Raw genomic sequence first — 21,658 nt, 5'->3', positions numbered from 1 at the left:
ATTTCTTCAAGTACCTACAATTCTGTCTGGTACCCACATTTTTGTTAGGGGGAGTGCTGGTGCGGAAGCGGAGCTATACCTGCGGCCTGGACGCTGCCATCGACGTCATGGGAGGAAAATGGAAGGGATTGATCCTGTTCTGGCTCGGTGAAGGGCCACTGCGCTTCGGCGAGTTGCGCCGGACGGTGGTGGGCATCAGTGAGCGGATGCTGATCCTGCAACTCCGGGAGCTGGAGGCCAGTGGCCTGGTGCACCGCGAGGTCCATGACCAGGTGCCACCGAAGGTGGAGTACTCACTGACCGAGTTCGGGCGGTCGCTTCTCGCCGCTCTCACTCCACTCGGCCAATGGGGCGAGGACCACATAGAGCGTCTCGAAGCCCGCCCCTGAGCCTGGCACACGAAAGCGCGGATTACTGTCCGGCCCTCAGAAGGCGCCCTACGACCGCTCTTGATACGCCACGATCCCGATCGTGACAGGTGTGGACCACAGCATGCGACTGTCGCCTGAAAGGCGGCGGGACAACCCTTTGTACTCCAGCCGTAGTTCGTGATCTCGATGGTGAGGGGTGCCGAGGAGACAGGTGGCCAGCGTCGTTCATCTGGACGAGACCGCCCACGCCATCGGGGGAGTCGGTTCCTTCTCCGCCTACCCGAGGCCGCCGAGACGGAGGGCATCCTCGATCTCGCTGAGCTTCGCGGAGGACAGGACGCCCGCCCGCTCGATCAGGTCGTCTCGGGACACGGTGGTCAGCCACGTGCAAGGGGTCAAGCCTGGACGCGGGATCGCGAACCGGAGCACGCCTTCAAAGGGCAGTCCTTCCATGGCGCCAACTCGCACTTCGACACCCAGACCGCTGATGTCGACGCCCGCCGGAGCGACGACCTGCATCGCCCGGATCCCGGACGCGTCGTCTACCGACAGCAGTACAACCAGCCGCCGCTCGTCGAACTCGACCCACCAGACTTCGCCACGTTGCACATGTCCTCCTGACACGGGACGGCAGGCGAACGCTGCGCGACCCTGACGCGCTGTGGAGACAGTGCGGCCACCGTTGATCATCGGTGTGTGAAGACAAACGATCACGCAGTGGCCGCAGGTCACAGCGTAGGCCCTGCCCGCTGGCAGGAGGCATTCGAGGCCCTGATGAGCCGGATCGCAGGCCGGTTCGCGGGTCGAACCCCGGCGCCGGGTCCGGCAGTTGGTACTCGGCCTGCTGTAGGAGACAGGGGTCGCGACCAAGCCGGAGTTGGCCGCTCGCATGGCCGCCCGGTTCCTGGACGCCGGCCACCGGGCCGCATGGGTTGCGGGTGACGAGGTCCACGGAGACAACCCGACGCTGCGAACCGCGCTGAAGGACGCCTCGGCCAAGAAGGTGCCCGAGCGGGCGTGGCAGAAGCTGTCCGCAGGGGATGGAGCCAAGGGCCACCGCTTCTACGACTGGGCCGCCATCGACCTCGTCGATCCCCGCCCGGGAGTCGCCAGTTGCTCATCCGCCGCAACCGCAGCACCGGCGAACTCGCCTACTACCGCTGCTACTCGCCCGCACCGGTGCCGCTGACCACCCTGGTGCGAGTTGCTGGATCAAGGTGGCGGGTGGAGGAGTGCTTCCAGTCCGGCAAGGGCCTGGCCGCCCTGGACGAACACCAGGCCCTATCCCAGATCAGCCGCTACCGACGACAAGCCACTCAGGCATGGAAGGTCACAAACTACGGCTGGAGTATTAGGTCATAGCCTGTGATAACACAATCAGCACGTTTCCTCACGAAGCAGGGCCACTGCGTTTTCCGATCAAGTCCCGATACAGGGCCGCGCGTTCCTCCGGGGTCTTCGCCTTGGCCCATTCGGTCTTCCAGTCCTGCTCCAGGTCTTTCAGCTTCTGGACCCAGTCGCCGAACTCTCGCAGGTCGACATGGCGCTGGCTCGAGCCGAGAGGGGCTTTGGCGGCGAGCTTGTCGTCCTTGTGGCCGCCGAATTGGCTCACGGGATTGTTGTTCTTCTCGCTGCTCGTCACGCCGTGTTCGTACCCATCGGGGGTACGGCCCCCCGGCCCGGCGGTCTCGATACCGACCTGCAGTGCCCCGTCGCGCTTCCGGGTCGGGGGCTTGTAGCCCATGAACAGGTGTCCGTACGACTCGTCCGGGAGGATGGTGTCGCCGTGGAAGTCGTTGTTTCCCATGCCTCCGACGGCCATGGGCAGGCCGTAGAGGTGGCTGTGGGGATCGAGCCAGTTCTGGACGGTGGCACCTATTTCGCCCTTCTCCACGAAGTCGCCCCGCGTTCCGTCAGCCTTGTTGTCCCCGATCTCCATGTGATGCGTGCCGAATCCGCGCCGGTACACCGGCTCCTCCGGCGTCGATTTGGGCTCCCAGGGCCTCCGGTCCTCCTTGGTGATATGGAGCCACTGAGGCAGCTCGTAGCCGTGCTGGCCGTGGGCCAGCTGCGGAATTCGGATGTTGACGCGTCCGCCGTAGGCCAGAGCGTGAGCGACGTCGTCCTCGAAGTCCTCGTGGATACCCGCCTCCGGATTGAAGACCTTCAGCCCCGTCTTCAGGATCAGGAAGATCTTCGTCAGCAGCTCGGTGCCGCGCTCGACCCGCTGCCGGTGCTTGTCGGCGTCCGGTACGTCGTCGCTGATGCCGGGAGGGAGGAGGGTCTTGATGAAAGTCTGGAAGATCTGCTCGTTCCGTTCCCCCGTGAGCTGATCCTTCTCGGATTCCGGGGTGTCTTCGGCGTGCATGGCCATGTGGCGGCCGAGCTGGTAGTCCGATCGGGTGGGCTTGGCCGGCGGCTTCCCCTGGCCGCGATCCTCGATGTTCTGCTGCCACCGCAGGGTGGCCACGAGCAGGCGTTTGCCTTCCGGCTGCTGGAGCCAGCTGTGGAAATCGCCTGCCTTGATGTAGGCCTCCGCTTCGGCGTGGGTGCAGAGGCCCACGGTCTTCAGCCACTTGGGATCCTCGGACCCCGCCGCCTTGATCGCCTGTAGCTCCTCGTCCGTGAACCTCGGGCCACCACGCACACGCTTGTGGATGACGTCGCGTACTTCCTTGTTCCTGATCTCCTGGTCGCCGCCGACGAGCAGCCGCGCCAGACGGACCATGGCCGGGGGCGCGGCCGTGGCCGGGAGTGGGGCTGTGGTCGGGGGCGCGGTCGTGGCCGCGGGCCCGGGCCGGTCCGCCCGCTGGACGGTGAGGCCCCCCTTCTCACTGCGCTGCACCGCCTCGCCGGGTACGGCGGCCCCCGGCGGTGAAATATCAGGAGCGGTGCCCCGTGCCCGCTGAATCGCGCGGGTCACCGCGGCGTTCCCGGCGGCCTGTTGGAGAGCGATGAGCGGGGGTGGGGCGGCGGTCGGCCGTAACGCGGGGCGTCCGTCGGCGCGTTCGGCGCTCGAGCGGTTCTCTGCCTGGTTACGCATTCGCGGTTCCCCTCCGTTGGACGCGAGCCCTCTCCTCCTACCCGACCGGCGCCCGGAGCGGGGATGTCCGCAGGGGCACAACCGGGGGCAGACCGCGCGCCCGCGCTTCCGCGGCCGTGAAAGCTGATGCGGAAGTGGCCTGTGATGCGTGTCATATCGAACGTGGGTGCAGATTGCATCCAGTCGGGGCACGTAGCTTGCAGGCAGCGACGATCTTGAGTCCACGGGGGACATGATGACCGCGTCAGCCAGCACGGGACCGATGACGTTTGCTCAGGAGCGGCTGTATGTGACCAGCGAGGCGGAGGGGCACGACGTCTACCTGGTGACCGTCGCGATGCTCATCGACGGTGACCTCGACGTCGAGGCGCTGCACCGGGCCGTCCAGGAGGTGACGGCCCGTCATGATTCGCTGCGGGCCACCTTCGTCTTCGAGGGCGGTGCGCTGGTCCAGCGGATCCTGGACCGCTCGACCGGGCCCTCGTGGACGGTCACTGACACTGTTCCGGTCACCGACATTGATCCGGTCGCCGACGCCGATCCGGCGGCCGAGCGGTCCGACGCGGTGCGGGAGTTGGCGGGACGGCTGAGCGCGTCGCCGTTCGATCTCGCGGCAGGCCCACTGGTCCGCTGGGGGCTGACCCGGTTCGGCCCGCGGGAGTTCGGGCTGGTCATGGTGGCCCACCACATCGTGTGCGACGGCTGGTCGCTCGGTGTGATCTTCCGCGACCTCGAGACCGCCTACGCCGCGCGGCTGGCGGACCGCGGAGAGCAGCTCTTCGAGGGCGAGGCACCCAGCCCGCTCGTGTGGGCCGGGCACGAGCGTGCGCAGTGGACAGAGGGTGACACCTCGTCGGCCGATCTGGACTTCTGGCGCGGTCACCTGGCCGGGATGAGCCCCCTGGCCCTGCCGACCGACCTGCCGCGTCCAGCGGTTCCCAGCGGCGCCGGCGGATCCCTGCTGGTGCCCCTCGACGAGGAGTTGGTCACTCGGCTGCGCGACACCGCACAACGGGCGGGAGCCACCGTCTTCATGGCCTTCGCCGCGATCTACGCGACCGTCCTGGGCCGGTACGCCGGCCAGGACGACGTGGTGATCAGCAGCCCGGTCGCGGGCCGGAACTCCGAGGAGGAGCAGTCCCTCGTCGGATGCCAGGTCAATATGGTCCCGCTGCGCCTGGACATCTCCGGGCGTCCGAGCTTCACTGACCTGCTGCGCCGGACCCGCAGCGCCGTACTCCCGGCCATGGCCCGGCAGAACGTGCCCGTCGATGTGCTGGTCCGTGAACTGGGCCTGCGCGGAGCCGCCGGAAGATCGCCGCTCATGCAGTGCTCACTGGCCGTGCAGAACTTCGACGCGGCTTTGCCGGAGCTCGCCGGAGTAGCGGTCACCGAAGTAGAGGTGCACAGCGACAGGGCGAAGTGGGACGTGGCCCTGACCGTCGATCTCTCGGGTGAGCAGCCCTCCCTGCGGCTCGAGTACGACGCCGACATCCTGCTCGCGCCCACAGCCGAGAGCCTGGTGCGCCACCTGGAATCGGCACTGCGGCACGCCGTGGAGTCGCCCGACGAGCCGCCCCGGATGGTGAACGCCGAGGAGGCGGAGTACCTCACCCTCGGGGTGAACCCGCAACCGGCCGCGGCCGAGACCGAGAGCGTGCTCGCCCGGTTCCGGCGGGCCCGCACATCCCATCCCGACGACTCGGCGCTGACCGACGGTACGACCACGCTGACCTACGCGGAACTCGACGCCCACGCCGACCGGGTGTGCCGAGAGCTGCGGAGCGCGGGAGTGGCGCCGGGCGCGCGGGTGGGCGTATGCGGCCAGCGGAGCCCCTGGACCGTGGTCGCCATGCTGGCCGCGTGGAAGGCCGGGGTGACGTACGTACCACTGGACCCCGTGGGCCCGAGCGAGCGCCTGCGGTCGATCACGGAGCGAGCGGGGATCGGCCTGGTCATGGCCGACCGCGCGAGTCGACCCGTGCTCCAGGAGTGGCTGCCCGCGCTGGACTGCCTCGTGGTGGATGCCCAGGAACACCCCGCACCACCCGCAGCTCCCACCGCTCCCGCAGCTCCCGCGGGTGTCGTCGAGGCCCCGTCACTTGAGGAGAGCACCCCCGAAGAGGCCGCGTACGTCATCTTCACCTCGGGCTCCACCGGGGAGCCGAAAGGCGTCGAGGTACCGCACTCCTGCCTCGCCCAGCTCTTCGCCGATCGGCCCGCCGGGCTGGAGACGGACCGGACGGATGTGTGGCTGTGCACGCACTCGTTCGCCTTCGACTTCTCGGTCTGGGAGATCTGGGGTCCGCTGACCACCGGCGCCACCTGCGTCATCGCGGGGACCGACCAGGTACGCGACCCTGCGGCGCTCGCCGCTCTGGTCGCCGAGCGCGGGGTGACGGTCCTCAGCCAGACTCCCGGCTCGCTCTACCGCCTCGCCCCCGCCTTGACCGGCGCGGCTCGGCCGGACGACTCCACGCTGCGGTACATCGTGCTCGGCGGCGAGGCACTCGACTGGGACCGGCTGGCCCTGCTGCTCGGGGACAGCGGCCTCGCCGCCACCGTGGTGAACATGTACGGGATCACCGAGGGGACCGTCCACGTCACCGCACGGCCGGTCCACACCTTCGAACTCGGCTCGGTGCGGACGAACTCGATCGGTGTTCCGCTCCCACAGACCCGCTGCTACGTGCTCGACGAGAACCGCGAGCCCGCCGGACTCGACGTGCCGGGTGAGCTCTTCATCGGAGGCGGGCACGTCGCCGCCGGCTACCTGAACGACACAGCGCAGACCGCGGAACGCTTCATCCCCGACCCGTTCCACGCCGGCGGAACGATGTACCGCACCGGCGATCTCGCCCGCTGGCGCACCGGCGGCGAACTCGAGTATCTGGGACGCAACGACGACCAACTCAAGGTGCGGGGCTACCGCGTCGAGCCCGCGGAGATCGAACGGGCCGTACTGCGGCTGCCCGGACGCCGCCCCTCGGCCTGCACCGTCCTCGCTCACGACGACACCCTGGTCGCCTTCGTGGTCGTCGACGGGCCCATGCCGGAGACCGAACTGCGCGATCACCTGCGGTCGGTACTGCCGCCCTACCTCCGGCCGAGTCGATTCGTCCAGCTCGACAGCGTTCCGCTGACACCGAACGGCAAGGCGGACCGTGCCCGCATGCTCGATGTCCTGGCCCTGGAGCAGCAGGCCGACGACCGGGCAGCCGCGGTGTCCGGGACCGCTCCGGTCCCCTCCCGGGGACGGGACGTCACAGACGTCACAGACGTCACGGATCTCACGGGCCTCACGAGGACCGTGCTGGCGACCTGGAGGGAGGTGCTCGAGCAGTCCGACATCGGGCTGGACGACAACTTCTTCGACGTGGGCGGGCACAGCTTCGCCCTGCTGAAGGTCCACGAGGCGCTGGGCAGGGCCGGTCTGGAGATCAGCGTCACCGATCTCTTCCGGCACACCACCGCCCGAGCCTGCGCCCGGTTCCTGCACGGCAGACACGGCACTTCCCCGGCGGACGAGACAGAGCCGCTGCCGGCCCGTCGGCCCTCGGGGCGCCGACGACCCGCCGACGAGCGGATCGCCGTGGTCGGCATGGCGGCACGGCTGCCCGGCACCGGCGAGGATCTGGACGCGTTCTGGCGGATGGTGGTGTCCGGTGAGCACGCCGCCGCCCGCTTCGGTGAGGAAGAGCTGCGCGCCGCCGGTGTGCCGCGCGGCGTCCTCGACGCCGCGGGCTATGTGCCGGTGCGGGCCGTTCTCGACGATGTCCGGGGATTCGACCGGAAGTTGTTCGGCTACTCGCCGCTGGAGGCGTCCCTGCTCGACCCGCAGCAGCGGATCCTGCTGGAGTGCGCCTGGCGCGCGCTGGAGCACGCCGGATACGCCCCTGCGGGGCCGGAGGAGAACCGTACCGGTGTCTTCACCGGCATCGGCGGCAACGCCTATCTCCAGGAGGTGCTCGCCGACCCGAAGATCTCGCGGAACGCCGGACCCCTCCAATTGGTCATCGCCAGCGACAAGGACTTCGCGTCCACCCGCATCTCCTACAAGCTCAACCTCCAGGGGCCGAGCGTCACGGTCCAGACCGCGTGCTCGACGTCCCTGGTCGCCACACACATGGCCGTGCAGAGCCTGCTGGCGTACGAAAGCGACCTCGCTCTCGCGGGCGGCTGCTCGCTCGCGCCGCCCTCCCGTCACGGCTACGTACACGAGCCCGGCGGCATCTTCTCCCCGGACGGTCTGTGCCGGCCGTTCGACGAGCACGCGGAGGGCACCATTCCCGGCGACGGGGCGGGCGTCGTCGTACTCAAGCGGCTGGAGGACGCACTCGCCGACGGGGACGTCATCCACGGCGTCATCCTCGGGTCGGCCGTCAACAACGACGGTGCCCGGAAGGTCGGTTACACCGCGCCCGGTCCGTCCGCCCAGGCCGGGGTCATCCGCGCCGCCCTCGATGCGGCGGGGGTACCGGCGGAGTCGATCGGTCTGGTGGAGGCGCACGGCACCGCCACCAGACTCGGCGACCCGGTGGAGGTCTCGGCTCTGCGCGAAGTCTTCCTCAGCGGAGCGCGGGACACGGAGGACTCTCCCCTGTACGTCAGCGCCGTGAAGTCGAACACCGGTCATCTCGACGCCGCGGCCGGAGTGGTGGGCTTGATCAAGGCCGTACTCGCCGTACGCCACGGCACGGTGCCCCCGATCGCGAACTTCACCCGCCCCGCTGAACGGCTCGCCTCACAGGGCACCGCACTGCGCTTCCCGGCCACGCCACAGCCGTGGCCGCAGGGGCCGACGCCCCGGCGCGCGGGGATCAGCTCCTTCGGCATCGGCGGGACCAACGCCCATGTCATCGTGGAGGAACCGCCCACCAAGGACCCCCAGGGCGTCAAGAACGCTGAGGACGCCGAATCCGCTGCTTCCGCCGCGGCCACGGCGTCCTCAGTCCCCCAGCTACTGATGCTCTCGGCCGCCGACGAGGCCGCGTTGGGCCGGGCCGTCCACCGCCTGGCCGACCATCTGGAGGCCAACCCGGACCTCTCCCTCGCGGATGTGGCGTACACCCTCCGCGTCGGCCGGGCCCGCCTCCCATGGCGTGCGGCGGTCGTCGCCCCGGACACGGTTCGGGCACCGGCCCTGCTGCGCCGGGCGGCACTCGGCGAGGCCCGCGCCGGAGCCGGATCGGGCGCGGTGCTGATGTTCCCCGGACAGGGCACCCAGCGACCGGGGATGGGGCGTGCCCGCTACGACGCCGACCCGGTCTACCGCTCCTGGGTCGACGAGGGACTGGAAGCCCTCGACCCCGCTTTCCGGCAGGAGGTGGCGGACGCGCTGCTCGTCCGGGCGGACACCGCCCGTGGCGACGCCCCGGACGACACCATGAGCACCCTGCTCGCCCAGCCCTGCCTCTTCCTCGACCAGGTCGCCACGGCACGGAGCCTCACCGCCCGTGGACTCGAACCGCGGGCACTCATCGGACACAGCCTCGGCGAACTGTCCGCGGCCTGCGTCGGCGGGGTCCTCACCCTCGCGGACGGGATGACCGTGGTGACCGCGCGGGCACGGCTGATGGAGGCCGCGCCGCCGGGTGCGATGGCGGCCGTCGTCGCACCGGCCGAGGAAGTGGCCAAGCTGCTGGGCAAGGGCAAGGGCAAGGGCAAGGGCAAGAGCAAGAGCAAGGGCATGTCCGGCGGCGCCGGCGGACCGTACGAGGAGGCTGCCGGGCTGGTCATCGCGGCTCACAACGGACCGCATTCGACGGTCGTCTCCGGCCCGGCCGAGAGCGTGGCCGCCTTCACGGACCGTTGCCGGGCGGCCGGACTGACCACCGTACGGCTGCGCACCTCGCGCGCGTTCCACTCGCCGAGCATGGCCGCCGCCGCGGCCGACTTCGCCGACCTGATGGCCGGAGTCGGTCTGAACGTCCCCCGGACACCGCTGTTCTCGGGCGCGACGGGACGCCGGCTCAGTGACTTCGAGGCTGTCGATCCGCAGTTCTGGGCCTCGCAGATCCGACTGCCCGTGCGCTTCTCCGACGCGGTGCGCGCCACCTCGGACGAGCTTTCGCCGGCGGTCTGGTGGGAAACGGGAGCTGGTTCCACCCTGCAGGGGCTCGTGAGCGACATCCTGCGGGACCGCAAGCCGCTGCTAGCCGGGTTCGACCGGCCACGGAACGGCGGGTCCCTCACCTCGGGGCTGGATGCCGTCGGGGAGCTGTGGCGCTCGGGGCTCGGCGAACTGTGGCGGGACGAGGGCGAGAGCGTCCGGAGAGTGCCACTCCCGACGTACTCCTTCACCCGCGAGCGGTGCTGGATCGAGCCGGAGGGCACCGGGACCGCTCCGAGCGAGTCAGGTATTTCGCAGCACACGGAGATCGACGAACCAAGCGACGTGGAAGAGAAGGAGGCAGCCGTGAGCGAGGTGACGGCGGACACCGACCAGGTGCTGAGCGCCCTGTGGTGCGAGGTTCTGGGCGTCGATGCGGTGAGCCCCGAGGACGACTTCTTCGACCAGGGAGGGCACTCCCTCGCCGCGCTGCGGCTGAGCGCCCGCATACGCGATGCCCTGGGACTGGAGATCAGTCTGGACTCGTTCTTCGACGAGTCGACCTTCGGTGGACTGGCCCGGGTCGTGTGGGAACGGCTGGGTTCACCGGCACCGACCGCACCACCGCGCGCACAGACCCCGGCAGCACCCGCCACGGTCGCGCCGGCGTCGGTGACAGCCGCACCGGTGCCCGTGCCGGGGGAGTACCGCCAGGCGGCGCCGACCGGCGCCCTCAGCACCAGTGTCTACTTCTTCTCCTCCGCCCAGGGCGACCACGGCTCCGACTACGATCTGATCCTGGCCGCCGCCCGGGAGGCGGACGCGCTCGGCTACGAGGCGATCTGGACACCGGAGCGGCACTTCCACGAGTTCGGCGCGCAGTACCCCAACCCGGCGGTGCTCAGCGCGGCACTGGCGACGGCCACCGAGCGCATCCACATCCGGGCGGGCAGCGTCATCCCGGCTCTGCACAACCCGCTGCGCCTGATCGAGGACTGGCGGATCGTCGACCGGATCTCGGGCGGCCGGATCGGCGTGTCCTTCGCCCCCGGCTTCCACCCCAGCGACTACGTGCTGGCCCCCGACCGGTACGCGGGCCGCCGCGACACCTTCGAGGCCGATGTCCGCCGGCTTCGCACGCTCTGGTCTGAGGGTGTCGCGCCAGATGCCGTCGACGGCACGGGCGGCCGGATCCAGGTCTCCCTGTACCCGAGGCCCGTCCAGCCGGTCCTGCCGACCTGGCTGACCGCGACCTCGAACGACGAGAGCTTCCGCCGGGCCGGAGCGATGGGCGTCAACCTCCTCACCGCCATGCTGGAGCTGAAGGCCGAAGAACTCGCCGACAAGATCCGGATTTATCGCAAGGCGCGCGAGGAAGCCGGGCACGACCCCGAGACCGGCCGCGTCACCCTGATGGTCCACTGCTACGTGGGCGAGTCGGAGGACATGGTGGAAGAGGTCTGCCACGACCCCTTCCTGCGCTATCTGCGCAGTCACACCCAGTTGCTCGGCACGCTCACCGCCGCCCTGCCTCAGGAGCAGATCGACCTGGACCGGGCCAGCCCGAGAGACGTCGACGCCATCCTGCGGCGCGCCTACCGGAAGTTCCGCGGCGAACGGGCCCTGCTGGGCGATCCGGCCACGGTGCGAGCGCGTTGCGAGCTGCTGCGGGAGGCCGGGGTGAACGAGATCGGCGCCCTGGTCGACTTCGGCCTGACACAGCGCCAGGTACTGGGCAGCCTACGGCGGCTGGCCAGGCTCCGCGACGACATGGCTGGAGCCGGCGCCGCAGCGGCCACCCGATGAGCGGCGTGTTCAGAAGATTCCTGACCGCCACCGCGGTCTCGGACACCGCCAACGGCGTCTTCGCCGTGGCGGCGACGATCACGGCGGCGGCTGCCTCGCACTCGGCGATGGCGGTGGCCGCGGTCACCGTCGCGGCGACTCTTCCGTGGCTGATCGTGGCGGTCCCGGCCGGTGTCCTGGTGGACCGGATCGGTGCGGTCCGCGCCGTGACCCTCGCCAACCTCGGACGCTGCGTCGCGATGTTCGGCCTCGCGGGACTGATCTGGGCCGACGTGGCGCTCGCGGTCACCGTCCCGGCGCTGGTCTTCGTGGTCTCCTGCCTCCAGACCGTGGTCGACACCGCCGCCGAGGTCGTGACGGCGAACGCCGTCGACGACTCGCGCCGCACCCGGGCGAACGGTCTGCTGGCTGTGTCGACCCGGCTGTTCTACCAGTTCCTGGGGCCTGCCCTGGCGGGCGTGCTGGTCGACGTCGACCACGTGTTGCCCAGCGTGCTGTCCGGTCTGGCATGTCTGGCTGCCGCGCTGGTCGCAGCCCAGCTGCCGCGCACCGAAGCCGAAGCACGATCGGACTCGGACGAGGGCTCCACCGGCTTCTGGGACGGGGCACGGATCGTCTTCTCCCAGCCGATCCTCGCGACCATCGTCGCCGTGGGCGGTCTGACGACGATCGCCAACAGCATCTTCTTCACCCTCCTCGTGGTGTACGCGATCTCACCGGGTCCCCTCGGACTGTCCGCCTCGCAGTACGGCTTCCTCGTCGGCGCCATCGGGGTGGGCGCGGCCGTCGGTGCGCTGATGACCCACCGGGTGGAGCGGTGGCTGGGCCGGAGCATGACCCTCACCCTCACCCGGGTGGGCTGGGCGCTGGTCTTCGCGGGCCCGCTGTTCGCCGAGGGGTTCCTGCTGACGGCCGTGATGACGGCCGGCAGCGCGCTCGGCGGCATGTGGTCGGTCGAGTCGATGTCCGTACGGCAACTCACCGTCAGCCGGGCGGACCTGGGCCGCGTCAGCGGTGCCTCGCGGATGCTGACCTATGGGATGACCCCGGTCGGTTCGGCGATCGGCGGCACCGTAGCGCTCGCCGTCGACGCCCAGGCCCTCTTCGCCGTGTCCACCGCCCTGACCCTGCTGACCATCATCCCGATCCGGGCCTACCTCTCCGATCGGGCGATCGAGGCGGCGACCCGGAGGCCCGAACCCGACGCCGGGAAGGTGCCGGTGTCCGACAGCGAGGGGGACAACACCCAGTGAGCACCGACGCATCGCCTCCCGTGCCGACGACCGAGGCCTGGGAGCCGCTGCTCCACGAGGCGCTGCGGCACGCCACCCGTCCGCCCGGCACCTGGGCCGACGCCGGCTTCGGCGAGCTGGGCGGCTCATCGCTCCAGGCGTACCACCTGGTGGCGCTCGGCGAGCGGCGGCTCGGCCGGGCCCTGGACCTGAAGCTGCTGCTGAGCGGCGCCCCGCTGGGCGACGTACTCGCCGACGCGCGGCCGGTACCCGACCGGCCCGTGTCGGTACAGCCGCCCGGCGACCGTCCCCTGCTGCCCGGCCAGTCGCAGATGCTGACGGCTCAGCTGGCGGGACGTGACGCGGCATACCGGCTGATGTTCTCCGTGGAGGCCCCGGACCTCGACGCCGCTCGTGTCGCCGCGGCGTTGCGGGCACTGGCCGCACGGCACGAGTCCCTGCGGACGCGGTTCGTCGCCCAGGGCGACGCGTTCGCCCGGCGGGTCCTTCCGCAGTGGCGGGTCCCGCTGCGCGAGTTGGAACTCCCGCCGAGCGGCGGCAGCCCCGCCGAGCGCATGGAGGGGCTGGTCGGACCGACCGCCGGACGGTTCCTGCGGCCCTTCGAACAGCCGCCCTGGTGCGCGTTCATCGGCCGCTCCGCCGATGCCGGAGACGTCCTCACCCTGGTCTTCCACCATGTGATCGTCGACGGATGGAGCATCGGTGTCCTGCTGCGCGAGTTCGCGGAGTGTTACGGCAAGGGCCGGATCGAGGACCCGGACACCCCCGTACCCGACTCCTCGCTGACCCGGTACCAGGCCAGGGCGGACTCGGGCCGGCTCGCCGAAGACCTCGGCAGGGTAGCCGAGCGGCTGGCGGGAGCGCCGGGCGACCTCCGGCTCCCTCGGGCGGCCGGGGAAGAGGACGGGTTGTTCGACCCCAGCGGCAGCCGTCTGCCCTTCGTACTGCCACCCGATGTGCGGGACGCGGTCGAGGCCGTGGCGCGACGGACCGGTGTGCGCCGCCCGGTCGTCCTGCTGGCGGCCTGGGCCCTGGTGCTGGGGCGCCGCGCAGGCGTCGACGACCTCGTGCTGGGGATGCCCACGAGCGGCCGTTTCCGCGCGGACCAGTTCGACGCGGTCGGTCTGCTGACCCGGGTGGCACCGGTCCGGCTCCGGCTGGAACCGGAGCTGACCGTGGACGGCTACCTAGCCCGGGCGGCCGCCGACTACGACGCCGCGATACGGGACTCGGAGGCCCCGTACGAGGACATCGTGCGCCACCTCGGCGCGCGCCCGGTCCGCGGCTCCAACGCGCTGACCCAGTTCGCGTTCGCCGCGCACGACGAACTCGTCCCGGCCACCCTCGACCTCGCCGGAACATCGGCCGAGGTGGTCGAAGGTCACTGCCGCGGCGCGGTGTTCGACGCGATCCTCTACCACCGGCGCTGGGGGAGTGAGCCCGCATTCGCCCTGGAGTACTCGCACTCCCGGGTCGGACCCCAGACCGCCACCGCCCTCGCCGGCGCGCTGCTCGCGACACTGCTCGACTTCGAGCGGACCCCGGACGCACCGATCGGCCGGCTCGCCGGACTGTCGGCCCTCGAACGAGCACGGATCACCGCGCCGGCGCACCACACCCCCGAGACGGCGGACGGACCCGAAGGTCTGTGGGAGCGCTTCGTGTCGACCGCCCGGAGGAGCCCCGACGCCGTCGCCGTCACCGATCCCGCCGACGGCCACACGCTGACCTACGGCCGGCTCGAACAGGCCGCCGCGTGCTACGCGTCCGTCCTGCGGGAGGCGGGCGTCCGAGCCGGGGACCGGGTGATCATCCAGGTCGACCGCTCGGCCGCGGAGACCGTCGCGGTGCTGGCGGTCCTGCGGACGGGAGCCTGCTACGTCCCGGTGCCGCAGCAGACGGCCGGCGCCTGGCGCGACGAGGTGCTCCGCGTCACCGGGGCCACGGTGGCCGTGGCCTTCGCCGATCACCGCCGGGACTGGCCGCAGCAGGTGCGGCTGGTGGCACCGTGGTCCTCCGGGGCGGCCGAGCCCGAGGAGACCGAGGCGCTCGCGGAACCGCACCCGCGCGCCGGGGACAGCCCGGCCTACATCTCGTTCACCTCCGGGACCACGGGTACGCCCAAGGGAGTCGAGATACCCGACCGTGCGGTGATCCGCCTGGCCGCGGACACCGGCCTGCTGCGCCCGGCGGACGACGAGGACCCCGGTCGCCGACGCTCGATGCTCCGCATGGCCCCCCTGGCCTTCGACGCCTCGACCCTGGAGCTCTTCCACCCGCTCCTCAACGGGGACCGGATCGCGATCCTCCCACCGGGGCCCGCCTCGCCCCAGGCGATCCGAAACTTCCTGCGGGACGAACAGGTCACCCACGCCTGGCTCACCGCGGGGATCTTCCGCCTGGTGGCCCGGTACGACGCCGCTTCGCTCGGCTCGCTGCGCCAGCTGCTCACCGGCGGGGACGTGGTCTCACCGGACCATGTCCGGACCGTCCTGGAGGCCTCGCCCGGACTGTGGGTCACCAACGGGTACGGCCCGACGGAGAACACGACGTTCACCACCGTCCACCATGTGACCTCCGCGGACGAGGTCGGCGACACCGTTCCCATCGGCAGGCCAGTCCTCGGCACCGGCGTTCTCGTACTCGACGAGACGGGCCGGCCGGTCCCGCCCGGGGCCGACGGCGAGCTGTACGCCACCGGCCTCGGCCTGGCCCACGGCTATGCCGGGGACGCCGAGCGGACCGCCGCGGCCTTCGCCGCGGTGCCCTGGCTCGCCGGGACGCGCGCCTACGCCACCGGGGACATCGTCTGCTGGAACGAGGCCGGAGAGCTGCTGTTCCGCGGCCGCCGCGACCGGCAGATCAAGGTTCGCGGCCATCGGGTCGAGCTCGCGGCGATCGAGTCTCGCATCAGATCCTGGCCGGGTGTCGTCGACGCGGACGTGAGCGCCGTGGGCGACGACCACACCGACCGGGCCGTCCTCGCCTCGGTCGTCGGCCCCGACCGGTCCGCCCTCCAACGGCTCATCCCCTCGTTGGCGGACACCTTCCCGTCGTACTCGCTGCCCGCCCTGTGGTGCCTGGTGCCGTCCCTGCCTCTGAGCGGCAACGGCAAGGTGGACACCGAGGCGCTGAAGGCCCGGGCGCTGACGACCCAGCGTTTCCTGGCCGAGAGCCCCGCACCGGCCGCCCCGCAGGCACCGACCGACCCGCCGGCACCGGCCGTACATGTGCCGGCCGAGGCCCCGACGGCACCCCGCCCGCCCTCCCCGGGCCCGGCCGGGGACGCTCTGGTGGAGCAGGTCGCAGACGTCTGGCGGGACCTTCTCGGCGGCGACGAGTTCCACTACGACGAGGCGTTCTTCGACGCGGGCGGCGACTCGCTGCAACTGACCGAGATGCGCAACGCGCTGCGCAAGCGATTCCCGGGGGTCCGGATCACCTCGGTCGACATCTACCGGGCCCCGACGGTCAACAAGTTGGCGGCGCACATCAGGGAGGGCATGCGCGGTGCGTGAAGGGGAGAGGGAGACGGAGACGGAACCGATCGCGGTCATCGGCGTGTACGCCCGTACCCCGGGCACGGGAGACGATCTCGACGCCTTCTGGCGCATGGTGGCCGAGGGCCGGGAGGCGGTGACCGCCCTGTCCGGCACCGAGCCGATGAGGGAAGGGACAGCCGCCCCCGCCGCCGGCAGCCGGCCCGGCCGGGTCACCCGGCGCGGAGTCCTCGCGGACGTCGGGCAGTTCGACGCCGAAGCCTTCGGCATGCCGCCGCGGGAGGCCGAGCTGACCGATCCTCAGCACCGGCTGTTGCTGGAGGCCGCGTGGGTGCTGCTCGAGCGGGCCGGGCACGGCACCGGCGGCGAGCGCGACGGCCGCGGCACCCGCGGACGCATCGGCGTCTTCGCCGGCGCGGGCCTGAACTACTACCTGCTGCGCCACATCCTCACCGATCCCTCGATCGAGCAGGCGGAGGGGCTGCTGCCCCTCGTCCTGGCCAACGACCGGGACCACCTCGCCGCCAAGATCGCCTACCGGCTCGGTCTGACCGGCCCGGCGATGACCGTGCAGACCGCCTGCTCGTCGTCTCTGGTCGCCGTGCACCAGGGCGTTCGGGCGCTGCGCAGTGGGGACGCCGACCTGGTGCTGGCCGGTGGGGTGAGTGTCGAACTGCCGCAGGACGAGGGCTACTCGGTGACCTCGGGCAGCGTGCTCTCCCGCAGTGGACGCTGCCGCCCGTTCCAGACCGGCCGGGACGGCTCCGTACCGGGCAACGGTCTCGGCCTGGTCGCCCTGCGGCGGCTCGGGGACGCGATCGCCGACAACGACACCGTCCTGGCCGTGATCCGCGGCTCGGCGGTGAACAACGACGGCGGCGACAAGGCCGGATACACCGCTCCGGGGTTCGCGGGCCAGGTCGACGTGTTGCGGACGGCCTACCGGGACGCCGGAGTCGACCCCGCGACGGTCGGATACCTGGAAGGCCACGGCACCGGCACCGAGGTCGGCGACGACATCGAACTCGCCGCGCTGGCAGAGGTGTTCACCCGTGGTGGGGCCGACGAACCGCTGCCGCTCGGCGCGGTCAAGGCCAACATCGGCAATCCGGGCGCGGCAGCCGGGGTGATCGGTCTGATCAAGACGGTGCTGGCCCTGGGCCACGGCGTTCTGCCGCCCCTGGTGGGTGCCGGCGACGATGCCGCCGCGGACGACCTGCCGGACGGCTTCGTGCTGGATCCCGTCGCCCGGCCGTGGGCCACACAGCCGGGTCAGCCGAGACGGGCCGGGGTCAGCTCGTACGGCATGGGCGGCACCAACAGCCATGTCGTGGTCGAGGAGTACCGGCCCTCCCGGCCCGCGCCGGAGCAGGATCTGGAGGCGGCGCTGATCCCGCTCTCGGCGGGGGGGCCGGAAGGCGTGCTGCGCTACCGGGACGCCCTGGCGGACCACTTGGCGGCCGCTCCCGTCCGGGTCGGCGATGCCGCCCGCACCTTCACCTCCGGCCGGCGCCGCTTCCATGTGCGCCTCGGCGCGGTGCTCACCCCGGACGGCCTCGCCCGCGACTCTCTCCAGGACGTCCCCCGGCGGGCACTGAGGAAGGCGCCCCCGATCGTGTGGGCCTTCGGCGGCCAGGAGTACGGCGTGCGCGGCATGCTGGCGGGCCTGTACTCCCGTTACGCGGTGGTGCGCCATCGGGTGGAGGAGATCCTCGCCCACCTGGGTGAGGAGCACGGAGCGAGGGTTCGCGCCGTCCTACTGGACAAGACCGACGGGACCGACGAGACCGGCGGGACCTACAGCGCGGCGCCTTCGGCCGAACTGGCCCAAGTCTGCCTGTATGTGACCCAGTTGGCTCTCGCCGATCTCCTGACCTTCCTGGGCGTCGCGCCCGCCGCCGTACTGGGCCACGGTATCGGGGAGTTCGCGGCGGCCTGCCTGGCCGGCGAGTTCTCGGCCGTCGCGGGCGCCGACCTGCTGGCGAAGCCCTCCCCGGAGGCTGCAGGTGTCGTTCTCAAGCCGCCGGCCCTGCCTGTAATCTCCTCGAACACCGGCCGGGCAGTGGATCAGCACAACGGCCGTGACTCCCACTTCTGGACCGCCGGGCCGCCGCGACCCGTGCTCTTCCCGGACGCCGCCCGCACGCTCACCGGCATGGTGAAGGGCGCACTGGTCGTCGAGATCGGGCCCGGGCGGTCGCTGAGCGACCTGCTGCGTCCGCACGTCCGGGACGACGGCCTGTACGAGGTGGTCCCGATGCTGCCCGCCGCGGGCCTGGTGCCCTTCCTCACCCAGCTCGGCCGGCTGTGGTCGGCGGGGGCCGGGGTCGACCTGGAACGGGCCAACGGCGCCGAGGGCTACCGCCGGGCGCCCCTGCCCACCTACCCGTTCGACCGGCGACGGCACTGGATCGAGGCGCCCCGCCCCAGGGCCCCGGACACGACCGGACGGCAGGGCGGGAACGAAGACCTCGCGCCGCCGGAGGCCGAGGCTGCGGCCGGGACGCTGTCCGTGGTGCTGGGCGCCTGGGAGGAGACGCTCGGGTTCACGGACATCGAGCCGGATGCCGACCTGTACATGCTCGGCGGGGACTCCTTCACGCTGGTCCGGCTGGCCGTCCGGCTGTCGCGGAGCTGCGGCCTGGAGATCGCGGCGAGGAACCTGCTCGGCGTCGACCTGACGCCCCGGGCCATGGCCGACCTGATCGACGAGATGACCGACGGTACGCGGGGGGAAGCGAGCCGACCGTGACGCAGCACGAAGTGATCGAAGCACAGCGCGCCACGGTGGAGGCCCCCGACCGGGCCTCGGCAGCCCTGGCGGCCGCAGCCGTGGCGGCACGGGTCTGCCACACCGGGCACGTCACCGTCCGGGTCGGATCGGGCACCTCGGCCGAGGGGACGAGCAGCGTGCCCCTGGCGGACGGCGGACATGAGGCGGTGACCCGGCTCGCCGAAGCGATCGACGAGTGGTGCCGACATGGCACGGTTCGCCTCGACGTGCACTGCGACAGCTGCCGCGACGGCGTGGGAGACCACCGGCCCTGCCGGCTGGAACTGCCGGACGGCAGGCAGGACGGGCTGCCGACGGTCGTCCACGGGTGCGGTGGGACCTTCACCCGATGGGCGCCCGAGCGGACGAGGACCGTGCTGGAGCGACTCGCCGCCACTCCCGGGGCCGGTCTGGATCACCTGGTGGTCGCCGGCCCGGAGGAGCGCCGGATGCTCCTGTCCCTCGGGGGAGCGCGAGTGGCCCGCCCGCCGTCCTCGCTGCACGAACTGATCGTGCGGACGGCCGAGCTCCACCCTTCGCGGGTGGCGGTCACCGCCGGGGACGCGTCGCTCACCTACACCGAACTCCTCGCCCAGGCCCGCGCGTTCGCGGACCGGCTCCGCGCCGAGGGCGTCCGCCGGGGCGACGTGATCGCAGTGAGCACCTTGCGCTGCGTGGAACTGCCCGGGGTGCTGCTGGGCATCCTCCTGGCCGGCGGGGCGTATCTGCCGCTCAGCCCCGAGGCACCGCCCGCCCGGCTCCGCACCATGATCGAAACGGCTGCGGCGCGGATCGTCGTATGTGCCGAGGAAGCCGTGGAGAAGGTGCGGCAGGCCGCGCCGGATGTGACCTCACTGGCCCTTTCCGGCGTACGGCTGTCTGGGCCGCCGCCCTCAGCCGGGCCGGTTCCCACAACGGCGGACGGGCTCCGGGCCCGGTCGGACGACCCGGCGTACGTCCTGTTCACCTCCGGCTCGACCGGCCACCCCAAGGGCGTCGTAGTTCCGCACGGCGCCATCGTCAACCGTCTGCTGTGGATGCGGGACCACTTCCGTCTCGACGGATCGGACACCGTCCTGCAGAAGACCCCGTTCGACTTCGACGTGTCCGTGTGGGAGTTCTTCTGGCCGCTGCTCGCCGGGGCCCGCCTCGCGATGGCGCCGCCGCTGGCGCATCTCGACCCCGAGGAGATGGCCGAGACCGTCATCCGGGAGGAGGTCACGGTCGCCCACTTCGTGCCCTGCGTCCTGGAGCAGTTCCTGCGGGAGCCACGGGCGTCGGAGTGCACCCGGCTGCGCCTGGTGGTGTGCAGCGGCGAGGTGCTCCCGCCCGCGCTGGCGAACCGGGCGGCCTCGATGCTGGGGGCCGGCGTGCACAACCTCTACGGACCCACGGAGGCGGCCGTCGACGTGACCGCCTGGGACTGCCGTACTCCCGAGCCGGGACCCGCCGTACCGATCGGCGAGCCGATCGCCAACGTCAGCGCCTATGTGCTGACCGCGCACGGTGAACCCGCGCCCTTCGGAGCGGTCGGGGAACTCCATCTGGCCGGGGCCTGCCTCGCCTCGGGCTACGCCGGTGCTCCGGATCTCACCCGCGAGCGATTCGTTCCCGACCCCTTCGCGACCGCGCCGGGCGAACGGATGTACCGCACGGGGGACCTCGTCCGGTGGTCCACTTCGGTGTCGTCCGCCGACGGCCGCGCGGTCCTCGACTACCGGGGGCGGATCGACCAGCAGATCAAGATCCATGGGGTGCGGATCGAGGCGGGGGAGGTCGAGCACGTTCTCGACCAGCACCCTAAGGTGCGGGCGAGCGCGGTCGTGAAGATCGAGGAGCCCGGCGGGGACCGACTGGTCGCCTGTCTCGTCGCCGACCCCGGCGACCCGCCCGGCCGGGCGGCGCTGCGCCGTCACGCGCTGGCCCATCTCACACCCGCCATGGTCCCGACCCGATTCACCGTCCTGGACCGGTTCCCGATGACAGCCAGCGGCAAGATCGACCGGTCGAGGCTGCGCGAGCTCAGCCGGCAGGACGGCTCCGAGCCACAGCAGGAGGCGTTCCCGGCATGAGCTCCGTTCTCTTCCCACTCGACCCCGAGCGCCGGCGGCAGCAGCCGCCGTCCGGACTCCCGCTCGTGGCCGTACCGCACGCGGGCGGGACCGCACACGCCTTCCGCGGCTGGACGGCACCGGCCCGGACCCGAGGATTCGCGATGCTGGGCACCCGCACGGTCACGCCCGCCGGGGGGTCTCCGGCGCCGACCGTCCGGGACCGGGCACACAGGCTGGCCCGGTCCCTGGCCGAACTCGGCGAGCCCTACGTCCTGGTGGGCCACAGCCTCGGCGGACTCATCGCCGCGGAGGCGGTCCTGCATCTGGAGGAGCACCATCCCCACGCGGTCCCTGCGCTGCTCGCGGTCTGTGCCACCAACCCGCCCCATCTGCACCGCCCGTTGCCCGTGCCCAACGGGACCGAAGCGGAAGCACTGGACTTCCTGCGCACGGCCGGCGGCACACCGGCGGAGGTGCTCGAAGACCCCGGCATGCGCAAACTGGCCATAGCGATGCTCCTGAACGACCTCGCGTCGCTGCGCGGCTTCGCATGGGACGGCCGTCGTCTCACCACCCCCAGCGCCGTGTACGCCGGCCGCACCGACCTGCTCGCCCCGCCCGAGTCGCTCACTCGCTGGACGGGCGCCGCCGAGTCGGTGACGACGCGGGAGTTCGACAGCGGTCACTTCTTCCCGCACGACCGGACCGCGGAGGTGCTCGACGCGATCCGGCTCGATCTCGCCGGCCGCGACGCGCCCCGGACCGTCGCTCGCCCCCACCACGCCCACCGGCCCTGACCTCTGGAG

9 protein-coding genes and 1 pseudogene are annotated in these 21,658 nt (G+C 71.5%); 8 read left to right on the top strand and 2 right to left on the bottom strand.

Translation table 11 applies throughout. The features are described from left to right. Positions 1-59 precede the first annotated feature (59 nt). On the top strand, positions 60-389 hold the full coding sequence (locus tag AC07DF_RS32080; RefSeq protein WP_478979350.1) for a winged helix-turn-helix transcriptional regulator: 330 nt from the start codon (positions 60-62) through the stop codon (positions 387-389). A gap of 258 nt (positions 390-647) precedes the next feature. Here the strand turns inward: AC07DF_RS32080 and AC07DF_RS32075 are convergent, their stop codons facing one another. Further along, positions 648-980: a type II toxin-antitoxin system PemK/MazF family toxin gene (locus AC07DF_RS32075; RefSeq protein ID WP_478979347.1), complete on the bottom strand. Its 333-nt coding sequence runs from the start codon at positions 978-980 to the stop codon at positions 648-650. A gap of 244 nt (positions 981-1,224) precedes the next feature. Here AC07DF_RS32075 and AC07DF_RS32070 point away from each other — a divergent pair. Further along, positions 1,225-1,649, top strand: a pseudogene (locus AC07DF_RS32070) (transposase family protein); the annotation flags it as partial. Positions 1,650-1,761: 112 nt separating this feature from the next. Here the strand turns inward: AC07DF_RS32070 and AC07DF_RS32065 are convergent. Then, complete coding sequence (locus AC07DF_RS32065; protein WP_478979344.1) at positions 1,762-3,414, bottom strand: hypothetical protein; 1,653 nt, start codon at positions 3,412-3,414, stop codon at positions 1,762-1,764. Positions 3,415-3,676: 262 nt separating this feature from the next. Here AC07DF_RS32065 and AC07DF_RS32060 point away from each other — a divergent pair, with 262 nt between their 5' ends. Genes AC07DF_RS32060 through AC07DF_RS32035 form a run of 6 tightly spaced genes read left to right on the top strand, consistent with a single transcriptional unit; the run spans position 3,677 to position 21,649 of the window. Further along, entirely contained in the window at positions 3,677-11,272 is a 7,596-nt protein-coding gene (locus AC07DF_RS32060) for a hybrid non-ribosomal peptide synthetase/type I polyketide synthase (protein ID WP_478979341.1), read from the top strand. Positions 11,273-11,277: 5 nt separating this feature from the next. After that, complete coding sequence (locus AC07DF_RS32055) at positions 11,278-12,525, top strand: MFS transporter (RefSeq protein ID WP_478979337.1); 1,248 nt, start codon at positions 11,278-11,280, stop codon at positions 12,523-12,525. After that, complete coding sequence (locus AC07DF_RS32050; protein WP_478979334.1) at positions 12,522-16,043, top strand: amino acid adenylation domain-containing protein; 3,522 nt, start codon at positions 12,522-12,524, stop codon at positions 16,041-16,043. Before AC07DF_RS32055 ends, AC07DF_RS32050 begins: the two co-directional genes overlap by 4 nt. Next, positions 16,036-18,777, top strand: a complete 2,742-nt coding sequence (locus AC07DF_RS32045; RefSeq protein ID WP_478979331.1) for a beta-ketoacyl synthase N-terminal-like domain-containing protein — start codon at positions 16,036-16,038, stop codon at positions 18,775-18,777. Before AC07DF_RS32050 ends, AC07DF_RS32045 begins: the two co-directional genes overlap by 8 nt. After that, entirely contained in the window at positions 18,774-20,870 is a 2,097-nt protein-coding gene (locus AC07DF_RS32040; protein WP_478979328.1) for an amino acid adenylation domain-containing protein, read from the top strand. The genes AC07DF_RS32045 and AC07DF_RS32040 overlap by 4 nt, the downstream gene beginning before the upstream one ends. Further along, complete coding sequence (locus tag AC07DF_RS32035; RefSeq protein WP_478979325.1) at positions 20,867-21,649, top strand: thioesterase II family protein; 783 nt, start codon at positions 20,867-20,869, stop codon at positions 21,647-21,649. Before AC07DF_RS32040 ends, AC07DF_RS32035 begins: the two co-directional genes overlap by 4 nt. The last annotated feature ends 9 nt before the right edge of the window (positions 21,650-21,658 follow it).

The organism is Streptomyces sp. NPDC044719, assembly GCF_056433405.1.
The sequence above is the reverse complement of the archived record's forward strand: the minus strand, read 5'-3'. Positions and strand labels throughout refer to the sequence as shown.